This window comes from Vibrio sp. 99-70-13A1 (assembly GCF_013114625.1).
Taxonomy (GTDB): Bacteria; Pseudomonadota; Gammaproteobacteria; order Enterobacterales; family Vibrionaceae; genus Vibrio.
The window spans coordinates 76411-95732 of record NZ_VTXD01000006.1 but is presented as its reverse complement, the minus strand read 5'-3'; the positions used below and the strand labels follow the sequence as shown (position 1 = coordinate 95732).

Here is a 19322-nt window from a genome sequence, read left to right as displayed (position 1 = left end):
TCCCTTAATCCAATTAATGTTTACCTTGATTTAACTTTTATGACAGTAAATTCTGATTCGCCCATGCAATGGCTTGAACTCTATTTTTGACTGCAAGCTTTCTAAAAATCTGATAAAGGTGTGACTTGACCGTAAACTCACTAATAAATAAGTCATCTGCTATTTGAATGTTTGATGATCCAGCTTGTAAGCAGCGAAGTACTTGGAGCTCTCTGATCGTTAAATCAACATTTGTGGGGGTGGTGTTGGTATCCACAATGTTTCTGTAATAAAACAGAAGTTGGCTAGCTACTTGTCTAGGTAACCAGTTTTGACCATCTATAACGGCATGTAATCCTTTTGCGATATCCTGTTGATTACTACTGCTGTAAAACAACCCCTTGAGTATCCCAAAGACAATCAGTTCTGCAGTCGTTAGCCTTTTCGTTACATTAAAAAGAATGATTTCATAGTGCTTCCAAATTACTGGAAGGTTTTCATAGTGACTTAACAGGTTTTCGAACTGTTTGTGATCGACGAGAAGAATTCTATTTCTTTGTTTTTGGTTTACTAACAGGAGTTCATCTGGGGTAATTAGTTGTAATGGAACAGTCATGTGTTTCTTTATTTGATCCACATGCAAATAAACACTTTCAGGGTCTAAACATAAAAAATGAATAGTACGAGCATAACTGGATTTTTTCATTGAATTACCTTTCGATTAAGCAGTTATACTACGTTGGCATTCAATGTATTTATTCACTATATGAGATTGGATGACTTGCGTTGCATATCAATGCAAAAAGTAAATGTGTGGTTTGTTAGTTGGCGTTTGAGTTATACACCTCTGAAAATCATGATTTCTTAAGCAATTATTTTTTGGTTTGTGACAAGTATAGGATTGCGATTTATCAGCACAGGAAAGCATGTTATTCTTGTTCGCTAAAAATTTTATGACACTATGAATTTAGACGGAGCAAATCATGGCTAGCCGTGGAGTTAACAAAGTTATATTGGTGGGTAACCTAGGTAATGACCCAGAAATTCGTTACATGCCAAATGGTGGTGCTGTAGCGAACATTACTATTGCAACGTCAGAATCATGGCGTGACAAAGCAACAGGCGAACAACGCGAAAAAACAGAGTGGCACCGTGTTGCTTTATTTGGCAAATTAGCTGAAGTAGCAGGCGAGTACTTGCGTAAAGGTTCTCAAGTTTACATTGAAGGTCAACTTCAAACTCGTAAATGGCAAGACCAGAGCGGTCAAGACCGCTATACAACAGAAGTTGTTGTACAAGGCTTTAACGGCGTTATGCAAATGCTAGGTGGTCGCGCTCAAGGTGGTGCACCAGCTCAAGGCGGTATGGGTCAACAACAGCAAGGTGGTTGGGGTCAACCGCAACAGCCAGCTGTTCAGCAGCAGCAACAACAGCAATATAACGCCCCTGCTCAACCAAAAGCACCGCAGCAAGCTCCTCAACAAGCTCAGCCGCAATACAATGAGCCACCAATGGATTTTGATGACGACATTCCGTTCTAAATCCCACATTTTTATTTAAATGTAATCTAAGATTCATTGTTAAAAATGGAAAAGCCGCGTTCATCGCGGCTTTTTGTTATCCAAAGTTGTTCACGCTTTGTTTACAACTGCATCTATAGTATAAGTAGCAATACGGTATAGTATGAGTTGAAAGGATTTCGTTATTCATGAGATATACCCCTACGCTGAAGTTGAGCACAAGATTAGTTGCATTTGTCACTGTTATCGTTATTAGCGCAATGTTTATCCTTTTTATTGGAGGAACATTGTCTTTCAAACGAATAGGTCAAGAATACTTAAACCATTATTTGGTGGGTATTGTTGAAGTTGTAGATAAAGAAATGGAAGACCCCGATGCCGCCTATTCTATGCAGCGTTGGATGCCTAAAATGTTGCAAGCAAGTAACATTGTTGAAATGACCCTTTCGAACTCCACTGGCATCGTTTATCGGTTTAAAAACACCTCTCCTAGAATTGACTCAAATCGCCTTTATGAAGAAACATTTTCACTTGATCGTAATGAAGGCTACCAAATCTCATTTAAAGCGCTACCCCCATATATTGGTTACAGCTATTCATTAGAAGCCATGTGGTCAATTACCATCGCTGTTGCTTTGATTATTTTTTGCTTAGCTCGTGGTGTTCAATGGTTAAAAGAGCAGTTACTAGGCTCTGAAATGTTGGAAGAGCGCGGTCGAATGATCTTAGCTGGTCAAGTAGAAGCTCATGCTAAAGGTGATTTAAGAGAGTGGCCTTATACTGCTAGTGAAGCTTTAGATGTATTAATTGATGAGTTACAAGATGCTCGGCAAGAGCGTAGCCGCTTTGATACATTTATTCGTACACAAACCTTTCTTGATAAATTAACGGGTACAGCTAATCGTGTTCTATTTGATAATAAGCTTGAATCGGCATTACTAGAAAGTGGAGCAAGAGGCGGCATTCTCTTAATTCGCCTCGAAGAGTGGGAACAGATCTGCGAAGAAAATGATAAGCACGTCGCGGATGACTTTATTATTGAAGTAGGCGGAATATTATCGAATATTGTTCAGCGCTATCCTGATGTCATCTTTTCTCGATATTATGATGCAGACTTTGCGGTATTTATTCCCCATCAAGGCAGTAAAGATATTGCTGCTTTAGCGTCTCAATGTTTAAGACAGCTTGAAAAAGTCACACCTCCTCAACCATTAGATTCGGATAATTGGTGCCATATTGGGGTGACTATGTATTGGGAAGGTGAACGACATAGTTTAGTGATGGATGAAGCTGAAACTGCACTCAAAAGTGCACAATTAGAGCAAGTGAATAATTGGAGTCGTTACCCGAAGAAAAGCAAGAGTGAACTCGATAGAGGCAGCGTTCGCTGGAGAACATTGTTTGATACTGCATTACAACCGAATAATTTAGTTCTTTTCACACAGCCTTGTTACTTGCTTTCAAATATCAATCAACCAGTAGAGTTACATCAAGAGGTATTTGTTCGGATTCAAGACCCGGAGAAAGGTCTGTTGAAGGCTTCGCGATTTATGTCGGCTATTGAACAGGTCGGGTATGAATCTCAGATGGATAAGTCTATCCTTATGTTATTGCTCAATAAGTTGAAAGATTCACCTGAACCGATATGTTACTCTATAAATTTGAATGTCGTACCGTTTTCTAACAAGCGGTATTTCAAATGGTTTAGGAATGAGTTATTACAATTAACGACTGCAATGAGAAGCCAATTGAGCTTTGAATTTCCAGAAGGGCGCTTAATTCAACATCTCGACTATATGCGACCAGTTGTAAAAATGCTATCGGGCTTAGGGTGTACGGTAATTGTTGGTCAAGCGGGTAGGACGATTGTAAGCACCCACTATATCAAAGACCTAAAAGTTGATTATTTAAAACTGCATAGAAGTTTGATCAAAAAAATAGATCGTAGGCACGAAAATCAATTGTTTGTAAGTAGCTTAATTGGTGCATGTGGCACTTCATCGGCTAAAGTTATTGCTGTTGGGGTTGAAAATAAGCAAGAGCAAGAGACGTTAATTGAGTTAGGTGTACATGGTTCGCAAGGGCGATTTTTTTCGAAAGAGAGTCAAATTATACCAGTGCCTCAACCTGAATCCGTTGTTAAGTTAGGACGTAGAAATCGATGGCGAAAGAGTAGTAATTAGACAATGAACTTAAAATCGATATTAAACAAAATTAAACCTGCAAAGGGAAAAGGCCAAGCTCAAACGGTGATGGTTTTTCCTGATGCAATCTATGCGTCATCGAATGAAGAAACTTCCACGCCTTTAGTAACAACAGCTCAAAATGGTGATTGGGAGTCTGCTCTTGAATTGCAGTTAAAAAGTGAAGAGTCTCGAGGCGGTAAAGTTCGAATCATCCTAAGCTCAACTTTTTATCAAACATATCAAATTGAAAAACCGGAAATGCCAGAAAGTGAGTGGCCGGTCGCTCTTCCATTTCTCTTAAAAGACCTTATCAGTGAGAAAATTACGGATATTGTTGCCAACGCTGTGGCACTGCCTACAAGCAGTAAACTGCAAGTTTACGTTCTTCCGAAAAAGATTCTGAATAAACTCATTCATATTGTGACCGTCTCAGGTGTTGAGCTTGAAGACGTTGTGCCTGAAGATGAGATTTGGGGACATTCTGCAGGTGAATTATCTAATTTTATTTTACTCCAGCGTAGTAAAAATGGTCACTTTAAACTTGGTGCGTATGTAGAGCATACCGTTTGTTTCCAAAGAACCATTCGTAGTGTAACCCCTCCATTAACTGGTGTTGCATCGAGTGCGTTACAACTTGACGGTTTAGCACTTGAACTACAACGTTCAATTGACTACTTGTCTTCACAAATAAAAGGTACGCAACTTCATCAGCTTAAAATTTGCTGTGACGAAGAAGATGAAGATGAATTACAAAATGTATTAAACGACACTTTAAGCTCCAAGGTTTCTCGATTAACTGAGGTGGAAAGAGAAAGTTCTGGAAGCTTTCTCATTTCAATTGCTGAGACAATCTCAGAGACAAAGGTCAACTTATACCCAGCTCACCTTCGCCCCAAAAAAGAGTACTTCACGCTAACGAATGTTGTGGGAAGCTGGCTTGCGATCATTGTTGTGTCTCTAAGCAGTTATGCTTATGTGTATTTTGAAGCGGAATCATTAAATAACAAACTGGTTATTGAAAGGGCTGAATCTCGAAGCTTGAATCAACAAGTGAGTAAGTTGAAAGCTGAACTTGAGCAACATAAGCCTTCTCCTGAAAAAGTGGCAGCGGTTTCTCGATTAAAGCGTGAGATACAGTCGAAAAAAGACGCGCTAACTGCTGTGGGAGAATACGATGAATCTCAACAAATTGGTTATTCAGGTGTTATGACAGCATTGGCGCAATTAGGTCGGAATGATATCTCTATTGCTCATATTTATATGAATCACAATACGTTAGATTTAACGGGTTACGCTCGAAATGCAGATGTAATTCCTAATTGGGTTAGTCAGTTTAAAGGTCAAATGAACTTAGTCGGTCGAGCTTTTGAAACATTGAAAATAGGTCGAACAGAACAAGATGTCATTACTTTTGAGTTACGTACTCGTAGGGAGAAAAAGTAATGCAGCAATGGACAATTATCAGCGATAAATTCTTAGCTCTGAGTTCAAGAGAAAAGTGGCTAGTGACATTGTGTGGTGTCGTTGGCTTATCTTTGGTGTTATTCACCATGGTGTTAGAACCGGCTTATAAAAGTTTACAGGCTAATCAAATCGAACATCGAAACTTGGTTCAAGGCAACCAAAGGCTACAAGGTGAGCTATTAGTATTGCAGGCTAAGCTGAAAAAAAATCCCGATAAAGACATTGATATTGAATATAAAAAGTTATTAGTGCAAAGCCAAGACCTCTCAATGCAATTATCTGAAGTGATTGATGGACTTATTTCACCAACACAGATGACAGACTTACTTGAAAATGTTTTATCTTCAGGTAAGAAACTGAAGCTCGTTTCATTGGAGTCATTAAAGCCTGAATCCATCTCGAATAATAAATCCACAAGTGACCAGTCAGGGTACTTTCTTCACCCCGTACGTATGGAGCTAACCGGAAGCTATTTTGATATTGCGGCTTACTTGCAGGCTCTAGAGGCATTACCCGTTCGTTACTATTGGCGAAATTTCCAATACACGGTTGAAGAATATCCAAATGCTAAGTTAGTTTTTGAGGTGTACACATTGGGTACAAGACAGGAGTTTATCGGTGGTTAGAGTATTCGGATTGGTAGTATTGATGACCTCTCAAGTTGCATGGGCAGAACAGGATCCCACAGCGCCACTTGGGTGGATGACACCGAGTCAAACACAAGCCGTACCTGTACAAAAGAAAACAGTAAAACATCGATTGCCGACGTTACAAGGCATTGTTTGTAAAGATAAACTACCTTGTTACACCGTGTTGAATGATGAAATACTTTCTCAAGGTGAAACCATCCAAGGCTATCGAGTAAAAGAAATAAACTCAGAATATGTCACTCTGCAGAGAAATTCTAAACATTGGAAGTTAGAAATGTTCTCTTTAGATATTAAGAATAATTAAGGTTTGAGTGAAAAAATGCGAAAACTTGTCGTAGCAATAATAATCTCATCTTTAGCTGGCTGTTCAATGGGGCATCGTGATCCTGTTGAGATAAAAGAAGCCCTAAATGAATCTATTAATGAAGCTAATAGCCGCGCGCTCCAAGATCTTCCATCTTCAGTTCAAGATGACTTGATGCCTGAGTTTGAGGCGGATGCTGGAAGTGCTAATGCTGAGCTTGTTAAGCGTTTTCGAATTCAAGCAAAAGATGTAGATGCACGAACATTCTTTGCAAGTTTGGTTAAAGGGACTGAATTCAGTGCCGCGATTCACCCGAGTGTGTCTGGGCGAGTAACGGTAAATCTAACAGACGTAACACTTGATGAGGTCTTGAATGTTGTACAAGACATGTATGGATATGATATTGAAAAGCGCGGTAAAGTGATTCAAGTGTATCCAGCGGGTCTACGTACGGTGACGATACCGGTTGATTACTTGCAAGTGAAGCGTACAGGTCGATCGTTAACGACAATTACGACAGGTACCGTGAGTAACTCAGATTCAAGTTCTTCTAGTTCGAGCTCGAACTCTTCTAACTCATCGAATTCTTCATCAAGCAGTACTGCTACTGGCGGAACTGAAATTGAAACTACCTCTGAAAGTGATTTTTGGCCTCAACTAGAGAGAGCGGTTGCACAGCTTATAGGCTTTGGCGATGGTCAAAGTGTTGTGGTTACACCGCAAGCAAGTGTTATCACTGTGCGCGCGTATCCTGATGAGATTCGCGAGGTTCGTCAATTCTTAGGGATTTCTCAAAAGCGATTGCAACGCCAAGTAATACTAGAAGCCAAAATCCTTGAAGTCACTCTAAGTGATGGTTATCAGCAAGGGATCAACTGGACCAAGATGTTCTCATCTGGCGGTACTGATTACACCATTGGTGCAGGTTCAATTGTTAAAGATGCAGCAGGAGTGATTACACCAGGAAATCTACCAGGGCTAGATGCTATCGGGGCGGCACTTGGTGGCCAATCTAACATTGTAATTTCTAGTGGTAGCTTTGAAGCTGTGCTGAGCTTTATGGATACTCAAGGTGATTTGAACGTGCTTTCTAGCCCAAGGGTGACCGCTTCAAATAACCAAAAAGCCGTCATTAAAGTCGGTACTGATGAGTACTATGTCACCGATCTATCAAGTTCCGTAGGAAGTGGAGATAACGCAAATGTTGCTCCAGAAGTTGAACTGACTCCATTCTTCTCGGGCATATCTCTCGATGTAACACCACAGATTGACGACAAAGGGAACGTGTTCCTACATGTACACCCTGCAGTTATTGAGGTAGAAGAAGAAACGAAACAGTTGAATCTTGGTACCTCAACGGGCGACGTTATTTTACCGCTTGCTAAGAGCTCAATTCGCGAGTCTGACTCAGTAATTAGAGCCAGAGATGGTGATGTAGTCGTGATTGGTGGTTTGATGAAGTCGAATAATACTGAGTATGTATCGAAGGTTCCTTTTTTAGGTGATATCCCTGCTTTGGGGCATCTATTCAGAAATACGTCTCAAATTACTCAAAAAACTGAACTAGTGATCTTATTAAAACCAACGATTGTCGGTGTAAATACATGGCAAAAAGAGTTAGAACGTTCTCGTGATCTACTTCAGCAATGGTTCCCAGATGAAGAGTAGAGGTTAAGTCTGCTGAATGTATCAATCTCATTTTGGTTTTGAACGGCAACCTTTCGCTTTAACGCCGAATACCGATTTATTTTATGGATTACCTCCTCATTATGAGGCAATCCAAACGGTAATATCCGCGTTAAATATGGGAGAGGGGGTAATCAAAGTCACTGGCGAGGTAGGTACTGGTAAAACTATGGTCTGTCGAATGTTGGTCAATCACCTGCAAGCTTCGACAGCCCTTATTTATTTGCCTAACCCTGTTTTATCTGGTGCCGATTTACGACAAGCCGTCGCCAAAGAGTTGGGGTTAGTGACGAGCAATGAAATCACTGTGGTTGATGAAATCCAGCATAAGTTGATTGAGTTACACAAAGCAGGAAGAAGAGCGGTTGCCGTTTTAGATGAGGCTCAAGTGCTTTCTGATGAAGCCTTAGAAACATTACGCTTATTTGGAAATCTTGAGACAGAAGACGAAAAATTATTGCAAATCGTTTTACTAGGTCAGCCTGAGTTAGATTCAAGGCTAGAGGCTCATCACTTGCGCCAATTTCGACAAAGGATCAGTTTCAGTTCTAAGTTGAGGTCGTTAAAGCTTGATGAAACCGTTGCTTATATCAATAACCGTATTGAGAAATCTGGTGGGAGCGACGCTCTATTTGAGTTGAGCCAAAAAAAAGCAATTTGGCGTTCTTCAGGTGGAATACCGAGACTGATCAATCAACTGTGTCATAAAGCATTGCTACTTTGTTATAGCGAACAAAAAAATCAAATTGAAAATCAGCATTTATTTACTGCGATGCATGAAACGTATGATGTGGCTAAGCCGAAATTTAAAACCCCAGTATTGTGGGGATGGAATTAACTATGAGTGTTATTAACAACGCTTTATCTGAGCTATCAAAGAAAGATTCTTCATCTACGATTGAAGCTGCGGTAGTGCCTCCAGTAAAAGCTCGTTCACCGTGGGTTTGGATAGCAGCAGGCTTTGCCATTAGTTTAACTGTCGGTGGATGGGCAATCTCTCAATCACCCACTATTGATTATAGCGATTCAATTTCGAATTCAACTCATACAGAGTCGATAGAGCGAGTAGAAGATACTTCAAACCGTGTCATCACACCTGTCACTCAAAAAGTTATAGCACCCGCATCTTTACCTGAACCTCAAGAGATCGTATTAGGTGCAGAGCCAGTTAAAGCCGTCATCAAGGAAAATAAAGCAGCGAACCTTAAGCCGGTCACTGTAGAAAAAAAGAAGGCAGAACCTATTTCTAGCCAGCCACCTGAAAAAAGAAAAGAAGTGACACCTGTACTTGTGGCTAAAGTTGCTCAAAAAGAAACGACTCAGGTGAGCTCTCTTCCTAATACAACTAAGCCACAACAAGCGTCTGAAGTGGCGACAAGCACAGAGGATGAAAGCAATATTTCATCCGCAATCCTTATCGAGCAAGTAGAGCTTACACCTGAACAGTTGGCTGCGAATGCAATTGGTCGAGCAAAGAAAGCTTTAGATGGTAATGACTTACTTACCGCACTAACCAGCTATACAGAAGCATTGCGCTATACACCGCGTAATGAAGATGTGAGACAAAAGCTCGCCATTCTTTATTTCGGAAAAGGTGATACGCGTAAAGCTTACGAGCTACTACAAACCGGTATCCGTTTGAATAATGACAGTGAAGAGTTACGACTGGGCTTATCTAAGTTACTGATTAAGGCTAATCAGTCGGAAGCTGCTTTAAGCCCGTTAGTTCACCTTCCTCCTAAGCCAAGTAAAGATTACCTATCAATGCGTGCCGCTTTAAGTCAAAAAGCACAGCAGGAACAAATGGCTTTAGAAAGTTATCAAGAACTTGTGAATCTTGATGGAGATAATGCTCGCTGGTGGCTAGGGTTAGGAATACAGCAAGAAAGGCAGTTTGATTTAGCTGGCGCGACTCATTCATATAAGCAGGCATTAGTCAGAGTTGGAATTTCATCTCAATCGCAGAACTTCGTTCGTGACAGATTAAAAATATTGAAAGATTTAGAAGGAGCGGCGAGTGCAAATTAGATTAAGAAAGCGCCTTGGTGACTTATTAGTTGAAGAGGGGATTATCACTGAACCTCAAGTTCAGCAAGCATTGGCGGCTCAAAAAAGTACAGGTCGCAAGCTTGGTGATGCTCTCATTGAACTTGGGTTCTTATCCGAACAGCAAATGCTGACTTTCTTGTCTCAGCAACTCGATATTCCACTTATCGATTTAAGCCGAGCTAATGTCGATATTGATGCCGTACAACTCCTTCCTGAAGTACATGCTCGTCGATTAAGAGCGTTAGTCATTGGGCGTAATGGCGATACTTTAAGAATTGCCATGAGTGATCCTGCTGATTTGTTTGCTCAAGAATCACTCCTTGGGCAGCTTGGCGATTATGCTATTGAGTTTGTTGTTGCCCCTGAAAGGCAGCTAGTTGATGGCTTTGATCGCTACTATCGTCGAACTAAAGAGATCGCATCTTTTGCAGAGCAACTGCAAGCCGAGCACCAAGTAACCGAAGCTTTCGATTTTGATATTACAGATGAAGATAGTGACGAAGTTACCGTTGTAAAACTGATTAACTCTTTATTTGAAGATGCTATTCAAGTCGGCGCCTCTGATATTCATATTGAACCTGATGCTAATGTACTGCGACTGCGTCAGCGTATTGATGGCGTGTTACACGAAACACTACTGAATGAAGTGAATATTGCTTCAGCATTGGTTTTACGTTTAAAGCTGATGGCAAATTTAGATATCTCTGAAAAACGTTTACCTCAAGATGGCCGGTTTAATATTCGCGCCAAAGGTCAATCGGTTGATATTCGTATGTCAACGATGCCGGTGCAGCATGGTGAATCAGTAGTTATGCGTTTGCTTAACCAATCTGCTGGTTTACGAAAGTTAGAAGAATCTGGTTTACCTGCGGATTTACTCGTAAGGTTAAGATCTCAGCTACGCCGCCCGCATGGGATGATCTTGGTGACCGGTCCAACCGGTTCAGGTAAAACAACCACTCTTTATGGCGCTTTAACTGAGTTGAACCAAGCAAGTAAAAAGATCATTACAGCGGAAGATCCGGTTGAATATCGATTACCACGTGTCAACCAGGTACAGATCAACCCCAAGATCAACTTAGACTTCTCTAATGTGTTAAGAACTTTCTTACGTCAGGATCCCGATATTATTCTGATTGGTGAGATGCGTGATCATGAAACGGTAGAAATTGGACTAAGAGCTGCGTTAACTGGTCACTTAGTATTGAGTACTCTGCATACCAATGATGCTGTTGATAGTGCTCTTCGTATGATGGACATGGGCGCGCCTGGATATCTTGTTGCCAGTGCGGTTAGAGCTGTGGTTGCTCAGAGACTGGTTAGAAAAGTTTGTACCGATTGTAAAGTTGATGATGAATTAGATGAAGCGAGAAAACAGTGGTTGAATGTTCGTTTTCCTAATCAAGCATCGGCATCTTTTACCAAAGGACGAGGTTGTCAGAACTGTAATCTGACAGGATATAAAGGTCGAATCGGTGTCTTTGAAATGTTGGAATTAGAACATCACATGATGGATGCACTAAGAGCAAATGATGCCGTTGGTTTTGCCCATGCTGCTCGCCAATCTAAAAACTACAAACCGTTATTAGCATCTGCAATGGAGTTGGCATTACAAGGTATTGTTAGCTTAGATGAGGTGATGAACTTAGGTGAAGGAGATGCATCAGGCTCTGCTGATGCTATCTTGCTGTAGGAAGGTAAGTTATGGCAACGTATCGATATGTAGGTCGCAGTTCAGATGGAAGCCAAGTTTCAGGACAGGTTGAAGCTAATTCTGAAGATCTAGCCGCAGAGAGTTTGATGGGGAAAGGCATTATTCCCACATCTATCTCGCTAGGCAGCAGCGGCTCTATGCTGAATATGGATGTCTCTGCTTTATTTACTCCCAAAGTTCCACTGGAAGTGCTTGTACTATTTTGTCGGCAGCTATTCAGCTTGACTAAAGCCGGTGTTCCTCTTCTTCGCTCGATGAAAGGTTTAACGCAAAATTGCGAAAATAAACAATTGAAAACGGCTCTTGAAGAAGTGGTGGCTGAACTGACTAATGGACGTGGTTTATCTGCCTCTATGCAGATGCACCCGAAAGTATTCACACCTTTGTTTGTTTCAATGATCAGTGTGGGTGAAAATACCGGTCGACTTGATCAAGCATTATTACAGCTCGCGGGTTATTACGAACAAGAAGTTGAGACACGAAAGCGCATCAAAACCGCAATGCGCTACCCGACGTTTGTCATCAGCTTTATTGTCGTAGCTTTATTTATTCTTAATGTAAAAGTGATCCCGCAATTTTCTAGCATGTTCAGCCGATTTGGGGTGGATTTACCTCTCCCTACGCGAATTTTAATAGGCATGTCGGACTTTTTTGTTAATTACTGGGGGCTACTTGTTGGGATTATATTTGGCCTTATCTTTGCGTTTAAAACCTGGAAAGGCACAGATAAAGGCTTAGAAACGTGGGATAAATTCCGCTTAAAAATGCCAGTCATTGGCGGAGTTGTGAATAGAGCTCTCCTATCTCGCTTTTCTCGTACTTTTGCTTTAATGCTCAAAGCGGGCGTACCTTTAAATCAATCGTTGTCTTTATCAGCAGAAGCGTTAGATAACCGATTTTTAGAACTGCGGGTTCTAGAGATGAAAGCGGCGATAGAAGCGGGTAGCACCGTTTCTTCTACAGCAATTAATAGCGAAATATTTACGCCTTTGGTTATTCAAATGATTTCTGTTGGTGAAGAAACCGGTCAAATAGATGAGCTTCTGTTAGAGGTCTCAGACTTTTATGATAGAGAAGTAGACTACGATTTAAAAACATTAACAGCGAGGATTGAACCGATCTTGCTTGTTGTGGTTGCTGGCATGGTATTGGTTTTAGCCCTAGGTATTTTCTTACCAATGTGGGGAATGTTAGACGCAATTAAGGGCTAGGTTATCATTCTTGAACAGCGTCGAGCGCGATTTGTTATTTGGCTTTCATCCATCGTTATTTTATTAATGAGTTTTATGAGTGTTTGGCAATCTGTTGAAGAAGAAGCGACAAACACTGCCGTGATTGTTGCAAGCAAGCGGATCCTCGATAGAGCCAATTTATTCAAACAGCAATATTTACTAGATAGAAAGCAGCATGATATAGAGCCATTTAGTGGTGGATTGAGTTATAGCAAAACAGGGTGGTTACTGCCGATTAAAGATAACAAGCGTAGTTGTAGTTTTTGGCTTTCTCAGTTTTATCCTAAAACAGAAATTTTAGGGGTAGGCTTCCCTAGTATTGAAGATATGAGTGATCAAACGCAGTTTCATTGCCGTTACCATTATACAAAAAAATATCAAATCGATGTGCGGCTAAATCAAGAACGATTTAACGTAAAAGCCAATATATTGGCTTTATGATTTTTTGACAGTATTTTGATGTTTCTTATATGTCCGTAAATGTATAATATGTTATACCAATTAGATAAGTAGGTAGAAAATGATTAAAAATCAAAAGGGTTTCTCCCTTGTCGAATTAGTTGTTGTAATAGTTGTTGTCGGTTTATTGGCAGTTGCTGCACTTCCAAAGTTCTTGGATGTAACCGACGAAGCTAAAAAAGCAAGTATAGAAGGTGTCGCAGGCGGCTTTGCTACCGGCGTATTATCGGCACGAGCACAATGGGAAGCAGAAGCAAGACCTTCAGAAACTATTGGTGGCGAAGTTTACAATACGGTAAATTATGATGGTGTTGATTTTTGGTTAACAAGATCAAAAGATAGTGGCAATGTTGATACTGATTTTCGAGATGGCTACCCATGGGCATTGAATGAAAACTCAACTTCATTCCCTGGCAGTATCACAGATACGGCATGTGTCGAGTTAATGGATAATTTGCTACAAAATCCACCTAAAGTTGGTACTTTAACTGAGGTGGTGAATAGTGAGAATTATAAATATTCAGCGCAAGCGGATAGTGGGAATGCTTATTGCACCTATATTCAATTAGAAGGCAATACTGAGCACCAATTCGTTTACGAAATTAAAACTGGTCGTGTGACCGTAACTTTGCAGTAATCCTGCTTATTTTGAAACATAGAGAGAGTCCAACTATGAAAAAACAAGGCGGTTTCACCCTAATTGAATTAGTGGTAGTAATTGTTATTTTAGGTATTCTTGCAGTAACTGCAGCACCTCGTTTTCTTAACCTGCAAGACGACGCTCGAGCTTCATCTTTACAAGGATTAAAAGGTGCTATCGATGGAGCATCTGGTATCGTTTATGGTAAATCTGCAGTTGATGGCTTAGAGGCTATTTCTTCAGGATCTAATGTTGAAGGTATTGCTATCGCCTTTGGTTACCCAACAGCTACATCTGCCGGTATCGGTGCTGCTGTTGTAGGTCTTAATACGGACTGGGAAGATGTAACTAGTGGTGGTACTGGTACCATTTCATTTAGTTTCGATGGTACAGCTGTTGGTACAAGTGAGTGTATAGTTACTTACACTGAAGCTACTGGTACAACTGCAGCTTCAGCAGCTTCTGCAACAGTTACTTTGGGTACTGGTTGTAACGGTTAGGTTTTTAGTTGTAATAAAAAGGTCAGCATTTGCTGGCCTTTTTGTTATTGATCACACGATCATATTGTTAGTTAGCTGTATTCACTTAACTACTGTCTTATAATAAAATGAGCTCTGGTAAGTGGATGAAATATGAATAATAAACCGCACCAATATGGATTTACACTTGTTGAATTAATTGTAGTGATTCTTTTACTTGCTATTATTTCTGCGGTTGCAATCAGTCGCTTTGGTGGACGGCAGAGTTATGAGTTGTATGCGCTGCAAGAACAGGTCACCTCAGTTGTAAGACAAGTTCAACTTAATCGAATGCAGTCGAATATGGACATGTCCGCTTCTGGTGCTGAAGATTTACGTTTGATGGCTGAAAATAATTGTATTGGCTCCCAGAGTGCCTGTAATAATCCATTAGATACAAGAAGTGATGTGGTTGCTAATAACGACTACACATTTGTATCTTTGCCTGCCTCCAGTTTTTCTTCTCCAATTGAATTTAGCCTATTAGGCAATCCAGAGAATACCGCCTCTGCAGGTGTTCAAATTACCATCTCACCAACTAATAGTTCTAACAGTGTTTGGGTGTGTATTAATTCTCAAGGCTTTGTTTACCCGAGCAATCAGGTGTGCCCATGATAAAGAAAACTACTCAACGTGGTTTTACACTCATAGAATCAATTATTGTGATTGTGCTGCTGGGTTTTGCGATGCTTGCATTTTCAACTTTTCTCGCTCCACAGTCAGCACTATCTGGACAAGCAAATTACACAAACCGCGCTTCTGCTTTAGGTCAAAGTATAATGACTGATCTTTTAGCTCGAGATTATGGGACTGTGAGTAGCGGAACTCCTATTGATTTAGGTAGTAGTTATACTAATTTTAATGTTGATCTCTCCGTTGAGGATTATACGGTAGACTCTCTCCAACAAATTACCTTAACCATCACGGCAAGTAACAACCCGCCAATTACGATTGTGGCTTTTAAAGGGAATTACTGATGATAAGTAAAGGCTTTACCCTGATTGAAATGATCCTAGCAATTGTTGTCTCAAGTATAATTTTGCTTGGCGTAGCTAACTTTACTGAGCTTGGAATGAGAGGATATTTTGGTTCTGTTGAGCGTTTTCGTTTACAAACAGAAGCAAGGTTTGTCTTAGAGAAATTATCTCGTGAAGTTAGACATGCCGTGCCTAATATCTTTCCAGCAGCAGAAAATAGCGGTTGTATTTCATTTTATCCAATTGTGGATTCTGGTTTTTACGCGGTCTCTGGAAGTGATATTAATTTTCTAGTAAGTGATGCTGGTGCCACCAGTGCATCATTGCAATCCATGTCATTAGTCATTAACCCTACTCAGCCCCATACTGGAGTAAGTGGTGGTGTAAATAACGTATTTTCTCTCGGTAATATAACGTCTTTACCAGCAGGCGACTTCTTCACGATACCAAGTGGAGCCGTCACTCTTATTGGTGGCTCGGTTAGTAATCGTCATTATATTTTTGATGCTGATAATCTCGTTCAGTATTGTTTAGCGGCTAATAATTTAATGACTCGTAATGGAGTTACTATCAGTGATCGAGTGGTCAGCAATAACAGTGTACTAAACTACCAACCAGCGACAGTGCAGAGTAATGGCATTGTTGAAGTAGTCTTAGAGTTTGAAGAAAACAATGAATCTACGACGTTTGAGCAAGATATACAGGTGATCAATGTCCCGTAAATCAAATCAAGAAGGCGGCATGCTGATCATTGTGATTTTTATCATCGTGGTACTTGGCTTTTTAGCCACAAGTTTGAGTCGAACAAGTTGGTCAGATAATGATTCGAACACGCGAACCGTGCTTGGCACACAGGCTTGGTTGTTAAGCCACTCTGTTAATGAGTATGTCATGACTCAGTTTTACCCGAATCCTGATCCACTTGCCTCTTCTGCAGTTTCAACGGTATGTGTTAGTCCAATGTCTCCTGGAGTGGTTTTAGAAGCTAACTCTTTAGTAGCTAGGTCACCAATGAATTGCTCCCTTGATAGTTTAGCTTGTTCAAACCGTGGTGAATTAGATGGCTTGGTATTCTATGTTTTAGAGTCATCAGTTATTTGTGGTTCGGGAATTAGTACAGTTCAACGTAATCAAGAAGTATGGGTGAAGGAATAATAAAGTAATACATCACGACTGAGATACACTTGAGAAGAAGAAGAACCCTTAACTGTTGTGACATTCGGTATATACAAAGGTAATGATCGAGTGATCTTCCGTGGAGAAAGCGGGCTCATTGGTCAGTAATAAATATAAAATTTAGCTGTTAAGTAAGGAATCTGTCAGAAATTGCGGGTTTCAGTCCATGTTTATACTTCAATGCCTTGCCGTTACAGCAAGGCATTGGTACATTTAGTGCAATTTTTGTCTTCTAATTCTTGCAGGATGAGCGAAGAATATGTTTAAAAAACTTCGTGGCATGTTTTCAAACGACCTATCGATTGATCTAGGTACAGCCAATACCCTTATATATGTAAAAGGCCAAGGCATCGTTCTTGACGAGCCTTCCGTTGTCGCTATTCGCCAAGATCGTACTGGATCGGCAAAAAGTGTTGCTGCTGTTGGTCACGCCGCTAAGCAAATGCTTGGTCGTACGCCTGGTAACATTTCAGCGATCCGTCCAATGAAAGACGGTGTAATCGCAGACTTTTACGTAACAGAAAAAATGCTTCAGCATTTCATTAAGCAAGTGCACGACAACAGTGTTCTTAAACCAAGCCCACGTGTTTTGGTTTGTGTTCCTTGTGGTTCAACGCAAGTTGAGCGTCGTGCTATCCGTGAATCAGCATTAGGTGCTGGTGCTCGTGAGGTTTACCTTATCGATGAGCCAATGGCTGCAGCGATTGGTGCTGGCCTACGCGTATCTGAACCAACAGGTTCAATGGTAGTTGATATCGGTGGTGGTACGACTGAAGTTGCCGTTATCTCGCTAAACGGTGTGGTTTATTCGTCTTCTGTACGTATCGGCGGTGACCGTTTTGATGAAGCAATCATCAACTACGTTCGTCGTAACTACGGCAGCTTGATTGGTGAAGCGACAGCAGAGAAGATCAAACACGAAATCGGTTCAGCTTATCCTGGCGATGAAGTGCAAGAGATCGAAGTTCGCGGTCGTAACCTTGCAGAAGGTGTACCTCGTAGTTTTAGCCTTAACTCAAACGAAATCCTTGAAGCACTTCAAGAGCCTCTATCTGGCATCGTTTCTGCAGTAATGGTTGCACTTGAACAGTGTCCACCAGAACTCGCTTCTGATATCTCAGAAAATGGTATGGTACTGACAGGTGGTGGTGCACTACTTAAAGATATTGATCGTCTGCTTACTGAAGAAACAGGTATCCCTGTTGTTGTTGCAGAAGAACCTCTGACATGTGTGGCTCTTGGTGGCGGGAAAGCGCTTGAGATGATAGACATGCATGGCGGCGATCTGTTCAGCGAAGAATAATCATTCAGTGTTAGGTTATTTTGTATTTAGCGTTAATACAAAATAACCTAGGACCTTGTCTATAGGATCACATATAGCTCTAGGACCCATTTAAAATGAAGCCAATTTTTGGTAGAGGCCCTTCTCTACAATTGCGCCTGTTTTTTGCTGTAATCGTATCAGCCAGCCTTATGCTGGCTGATAGTCGTTTAGATGCGTTCTCAAATGTACGCTACCTATTGAATAGCATGGTTGCCCCAATCCAGTACACTGCGAATCTGCCACGCACTATGTTTGATGGTGTTTATGAAAGGTTTAGTACTCGGCAAGGGTTGATCGAATCAAGCCATTCTCTAAAGCGAGAAGTCCTACGCCTAAAAAGCGAGTTAATTCTTCTTGAACAGTATCAAGAAGAGAATCAGCGCTTACGTAAGCTTCTTGGCTCTCCTTTTGTTCGAGATGAAAGAAAAGTAGTCACTGAAGTTATGGCAGTAGACACCTCACCTTATCGCCATCAAGTTGTGATAGATAAAGGCACCATTGATGGTGTGTATGAAGGTCAGCCTGTCATCAATGAAAAGGGTATTGTTGGGCAAGTGACGTTTGTTGCAGCGCACAATAGCCGAGTGTTACTGCTTACTGATGCAAATAATGCTATTCCTGTACAAGTTATTCGCAATGATATCCGTGTTATTGCTTCCGGTAACGGTAAAGTTGATGAAATTCAGTTAGAGCATATTCCAACCAGTACGGATATTCAAAATGAAGACATGCTTGTGACATCTGGGCTTGGCGGTATTTATCCGGAAGGCTATCCAGTCGCTTATGTCTCTTCTGTTGACTATGATCCTCAACGTGAGTTTGCAGTGATCAAAGCCGAGCCAGTCGTTGAGTTCGATAGACTTCGGTATTTACTGCTGATTTGGCCGGATGAAAATAAACAATTACAAGTCGAGAAGTCGAGCATTGAACAAGTCATGCTAGAGGGTGAAAATGGCCAATAGTGTATTGAGAAGTAAAATCGTTATCGGCTGCTCCTTTTTGGTTGCACTGGTTTTACAAACGATCCCATGGCCTGGCAGTTTAGATTTATTCCGACCGTCTTGGTTGTTATTGGTCACTTGTTACTGGGTATTAGCATTACCACACCGAGTTAATGTAGGAACCGCTTTAATTTTAGGTTTACTATGGGATCTACTGATTGGTTCTACCCTCGGTATTCGAGGCATGATGATATCCATCGTGGTCTATATTATCGCCTTGAACTTCTTGGTCATTCGTAACTTAGCGCTTTGGCAGCAAGCGATGATCATTGCTGCACTCACCGTTTTGTTTGAAGTCTTCATATTCTTTGGTGAATATTTGATCCAAAATGTGGTATTCAACCCATTGTCGCTATGGAGTGCGTTGATAAACTGTATACTTTGGCCATGGATGTTTTTGTTAATGAGACGTGTCCGCCGTCACTGGCATGTTAGGTAATGTA

The 19322-nt window shown here is 40.9% G+C and carries 21 protein-coding genes; 20 read left to right on the top strand and 1 reads right to left on the bottom strand.

The annotated features are described in order from the left end of the window. Nucleotides 1-37: 37 nt before the first annotated feature. Entirely contained in the window at nt 38-685 is a 648-nt protein-coding gene (locus tag F0226_RS06690) for a LuxR C-terminal-related transcriptional regulator (RefSeq protein WP_171734921.1), read from the bottom strand. Between the two features lie 277 nt (nt 686-962). Between F0226_RS06690 and F0226_RS06685 the strand changes: the two genes are divergently transcribed. From F0226_RS06685 to mreD, 20 genes are all read left to right on the top strand, one after another. After that, a complete protein-coding gene (locus F0226_RS06685; protein WP_171734920.1) occupies nt 963-1520 on the top strand; it encodes a single-stranded DNA-binding protein in 558 nt (185 codons plus the stop codon). A gap of 167 nt (nt 1521-1687) precedes the next feature. Beyond that, entirely contained in the window at nt 1688-3682 is a 1995-nt protein-coding gene (gene csrD, locus F0226_RS06680) for an RNase E specificity factor CsrD (RefSeq protein ID WP_171734919.1), read from the top strand. Between the two features lie 3 nt (nt 3683-3685). Next, nucleotides 3686-5128: an MSHA biogenesis protein MshI gene (locus F0226_RS06675; protein ID WP_171734918.1), complete on the top strand. Its 1443-nt coding sequence runs from the start codon at nt 3686-3688 to the stop codon at nt 5126-5128. Then, on the top strand, nt 5128-5775 hold the full coding sequence (gene pilO / locus F0226_RS06670; protein WP_171734917.1) for a type 4a pilus biogenesis protein PilO: 648 nt from the start codon (nt 5128-5130) through the stop codon (nt 5773-5775). The genes F0226_RS06675 and pilO overlap by 1 nt, the downstream gene beginning before the upstream one ends. After that, the gene (locus tag F0226_RS06665) at nt 5768-6103 is read left to right on the top strand and encodes an MSHA biogenesis protein MshK (protein WP_171734916.1); all 336 of its coding nucleotides are present in this window, start codon (nt 5768-5770) and stop codon (nt 6101-6103) included. The genes pilO and F0226_RS06665 overlap by 8 nt, the downstream gene beginning before the upstream one ends. 15 nt (nt 6104-6118) lie before the next feature. Next, nucleotides 6119-7771 carry a pilus (MSHA type) biogenesis protein MshL gene (mshL, locus tag F0226_RS06660; protein ID WP_171734915.1) on the top strand — a complete coding sequence of 551 codons (1653 nt, stop codon included), beginning with the start codon at nt 6119-6121 and terminating at the stop codon, nt 7769-7771. 16 nt (nt 7772-7787) lie between these two features. Next, nucleotides 7788-8627 (top strand): AAA family ATPase, encoded by an 840-nt coding sequence (locus F0226_RS06655; RefSeq protein ID WP_171734914.1) that lies wholly within the window; start codon nt 7788-7790, stop codon nt 8625-8627. After that, a complete protein-coding gene (locus F0226_RS06650; protein WP_171734913.1) occupies nt 8618-9817 on the top strand; it encodes a tetratricopeptide repeat protein in 1200 nt (399 codons plus the stop codon). Before F0226_RS06655 ends, F0226_RS06650 begins: the two co-directional genes overlap by 10 nt. Beyond that, nucleotides 9807-11531, top strand: a complete 1725-nt coding sequence (locus F0226_RS06645) for an ATPase, T2SS/T4P/T4SS family (protein ID WP_171734912.1) — start codon at nt 9807-9809, stop codon at nt 11529-11531. Before F0226_RS06650 ends, F0226_RS06645 begins: the two co-directional genes overlap by 11 nt. An 11-nt stretch (nt 11532-11542) precedes the next feature. Continuing rightward, nucleotides 11543-12763, top strand: coding sequence for a type II secretion system F family protein (locus F0226_RS06640; protein WP_171734911.1), 1221 nt, complete (start codon nt 11543-11545; stop codon nt 12761-12763). A 3-nt stretch (nt 12764-12766) separates the two neighbouring features. Continuing rightward, complete coding sequence (locus F0226_RS06635; protein ID WP_171734977.1) at nt 12767-13225, top strand: MSHA biogenesis protein MshF; 459 nt, start codon at nt 12767-12769, stop codon at nt 13223-13225. 79 nt (nt 13226-13304) lie between these two features. Continuing rightward, complete coding sequence (locus tag F0226_RS06630) at nt 13305-13880, top strand: prepilin-type N-terminal cleavage/methylation domain-containing protein (protein WP_171734910.1); 576 nt, start codon at nt 13305-13307, stop codon at nt 13878-13880. Between the two features lie 35 nt (nt 13881-13915). Further along, entirely contained in the window at nt 13916-14383 is a 468-nt protein-coding gene (locus F0226_RS06625) for a prepilin-type N-terminal cleavage/methylation domain-containing protein (RefSeq protein WP_171734909.1), read from the top strand. A gap of 132 nt (nt 14384-14515) precedes the next feature. Beyond that, nucleotides 14516-15016: a prepilin-type N-terminal cleavage/methylation domain-containing protein gene (locus F0226_RS06620; protein WP_171734908.1), complete on the top strand. Its 501-nt coding sequence runs from the start codon at nt 14516-14518 to the stop codon at nt 15014-15016. Further along, a complete protein-coding gene (locus F0226_RS06615) occupies nt 15013-15378 on the top strand; it encodes a type II secretion system protein (RefSeq protein ID WP_171734907.1) in 366 nt (121 codons plus the stop codon). The genes F0226_RS06620 and F0226_RS06615 overlap by 4 nt, the downstream gene beginning before the upstream one ends. Continuing rightward, the gene (locus F0226_RS06610) at nt 15378-16100 is read left to right on the top strand and encodes a prepilin-type N-terminal cleavage/methylation domain-containing protein (protein ID WP_171734906.1); all 723 of its coding nucleotides are present in this window, start codon (nt 15378-15380) and stop codon (nt 16098-16100) included. Before F0226_RS06615 ends, F0226_RS06610 begins: the two co-directional genes overlap by 1 nt. Beyond that, a complete protein-coding gene (locus F0226_RS06605) occupies nt 16090-16533 on the top strand; it encodes an MSHA biogenesis protein MshP (protein ID WP_171734905.1) in 444 nt (147 codons plus the stop codon). Before F0226_RS06610 ends, F0226_RS06605 begins: the two co-directional genes overlap by 11 nt. 280 nt (nt 16534-16813) lie before the next feature. After that, a complete protein-coding gene (locus tag F0226_RS06600) occupies nt 16814-17857 on the top strand; it encodes a rod shape-determining protein (protein WP_171734904.1) in 1044 nt (347 codons plus the stop codon). Between the two features lie 95 nt (nt 17858-17952). Further along, entirely contained in the window at nt 17953-18840 is an 888-nt protein-coding gene (gene mreC, locus F0226_RS06595; RefSeq protein WP_171734903.1) for a rod shape-determining protein MreC, read from the top strand. Next, nucleotides 18830-19318, top strand: a complete 489-nt coding sequence (mreD, locus tag F0226_RS06590) for a rod shape-determining protein MreD (protein ID WP_171734902.1) — start codon at nt 18830-18832, stop codon at nt 19316-19318. Before mreC ends, mreD begins: the two co-directional genes overlap by 11 nt. The last annotated feature ends 4 nt before the right edge of the window (nt 19319-19322 follow it).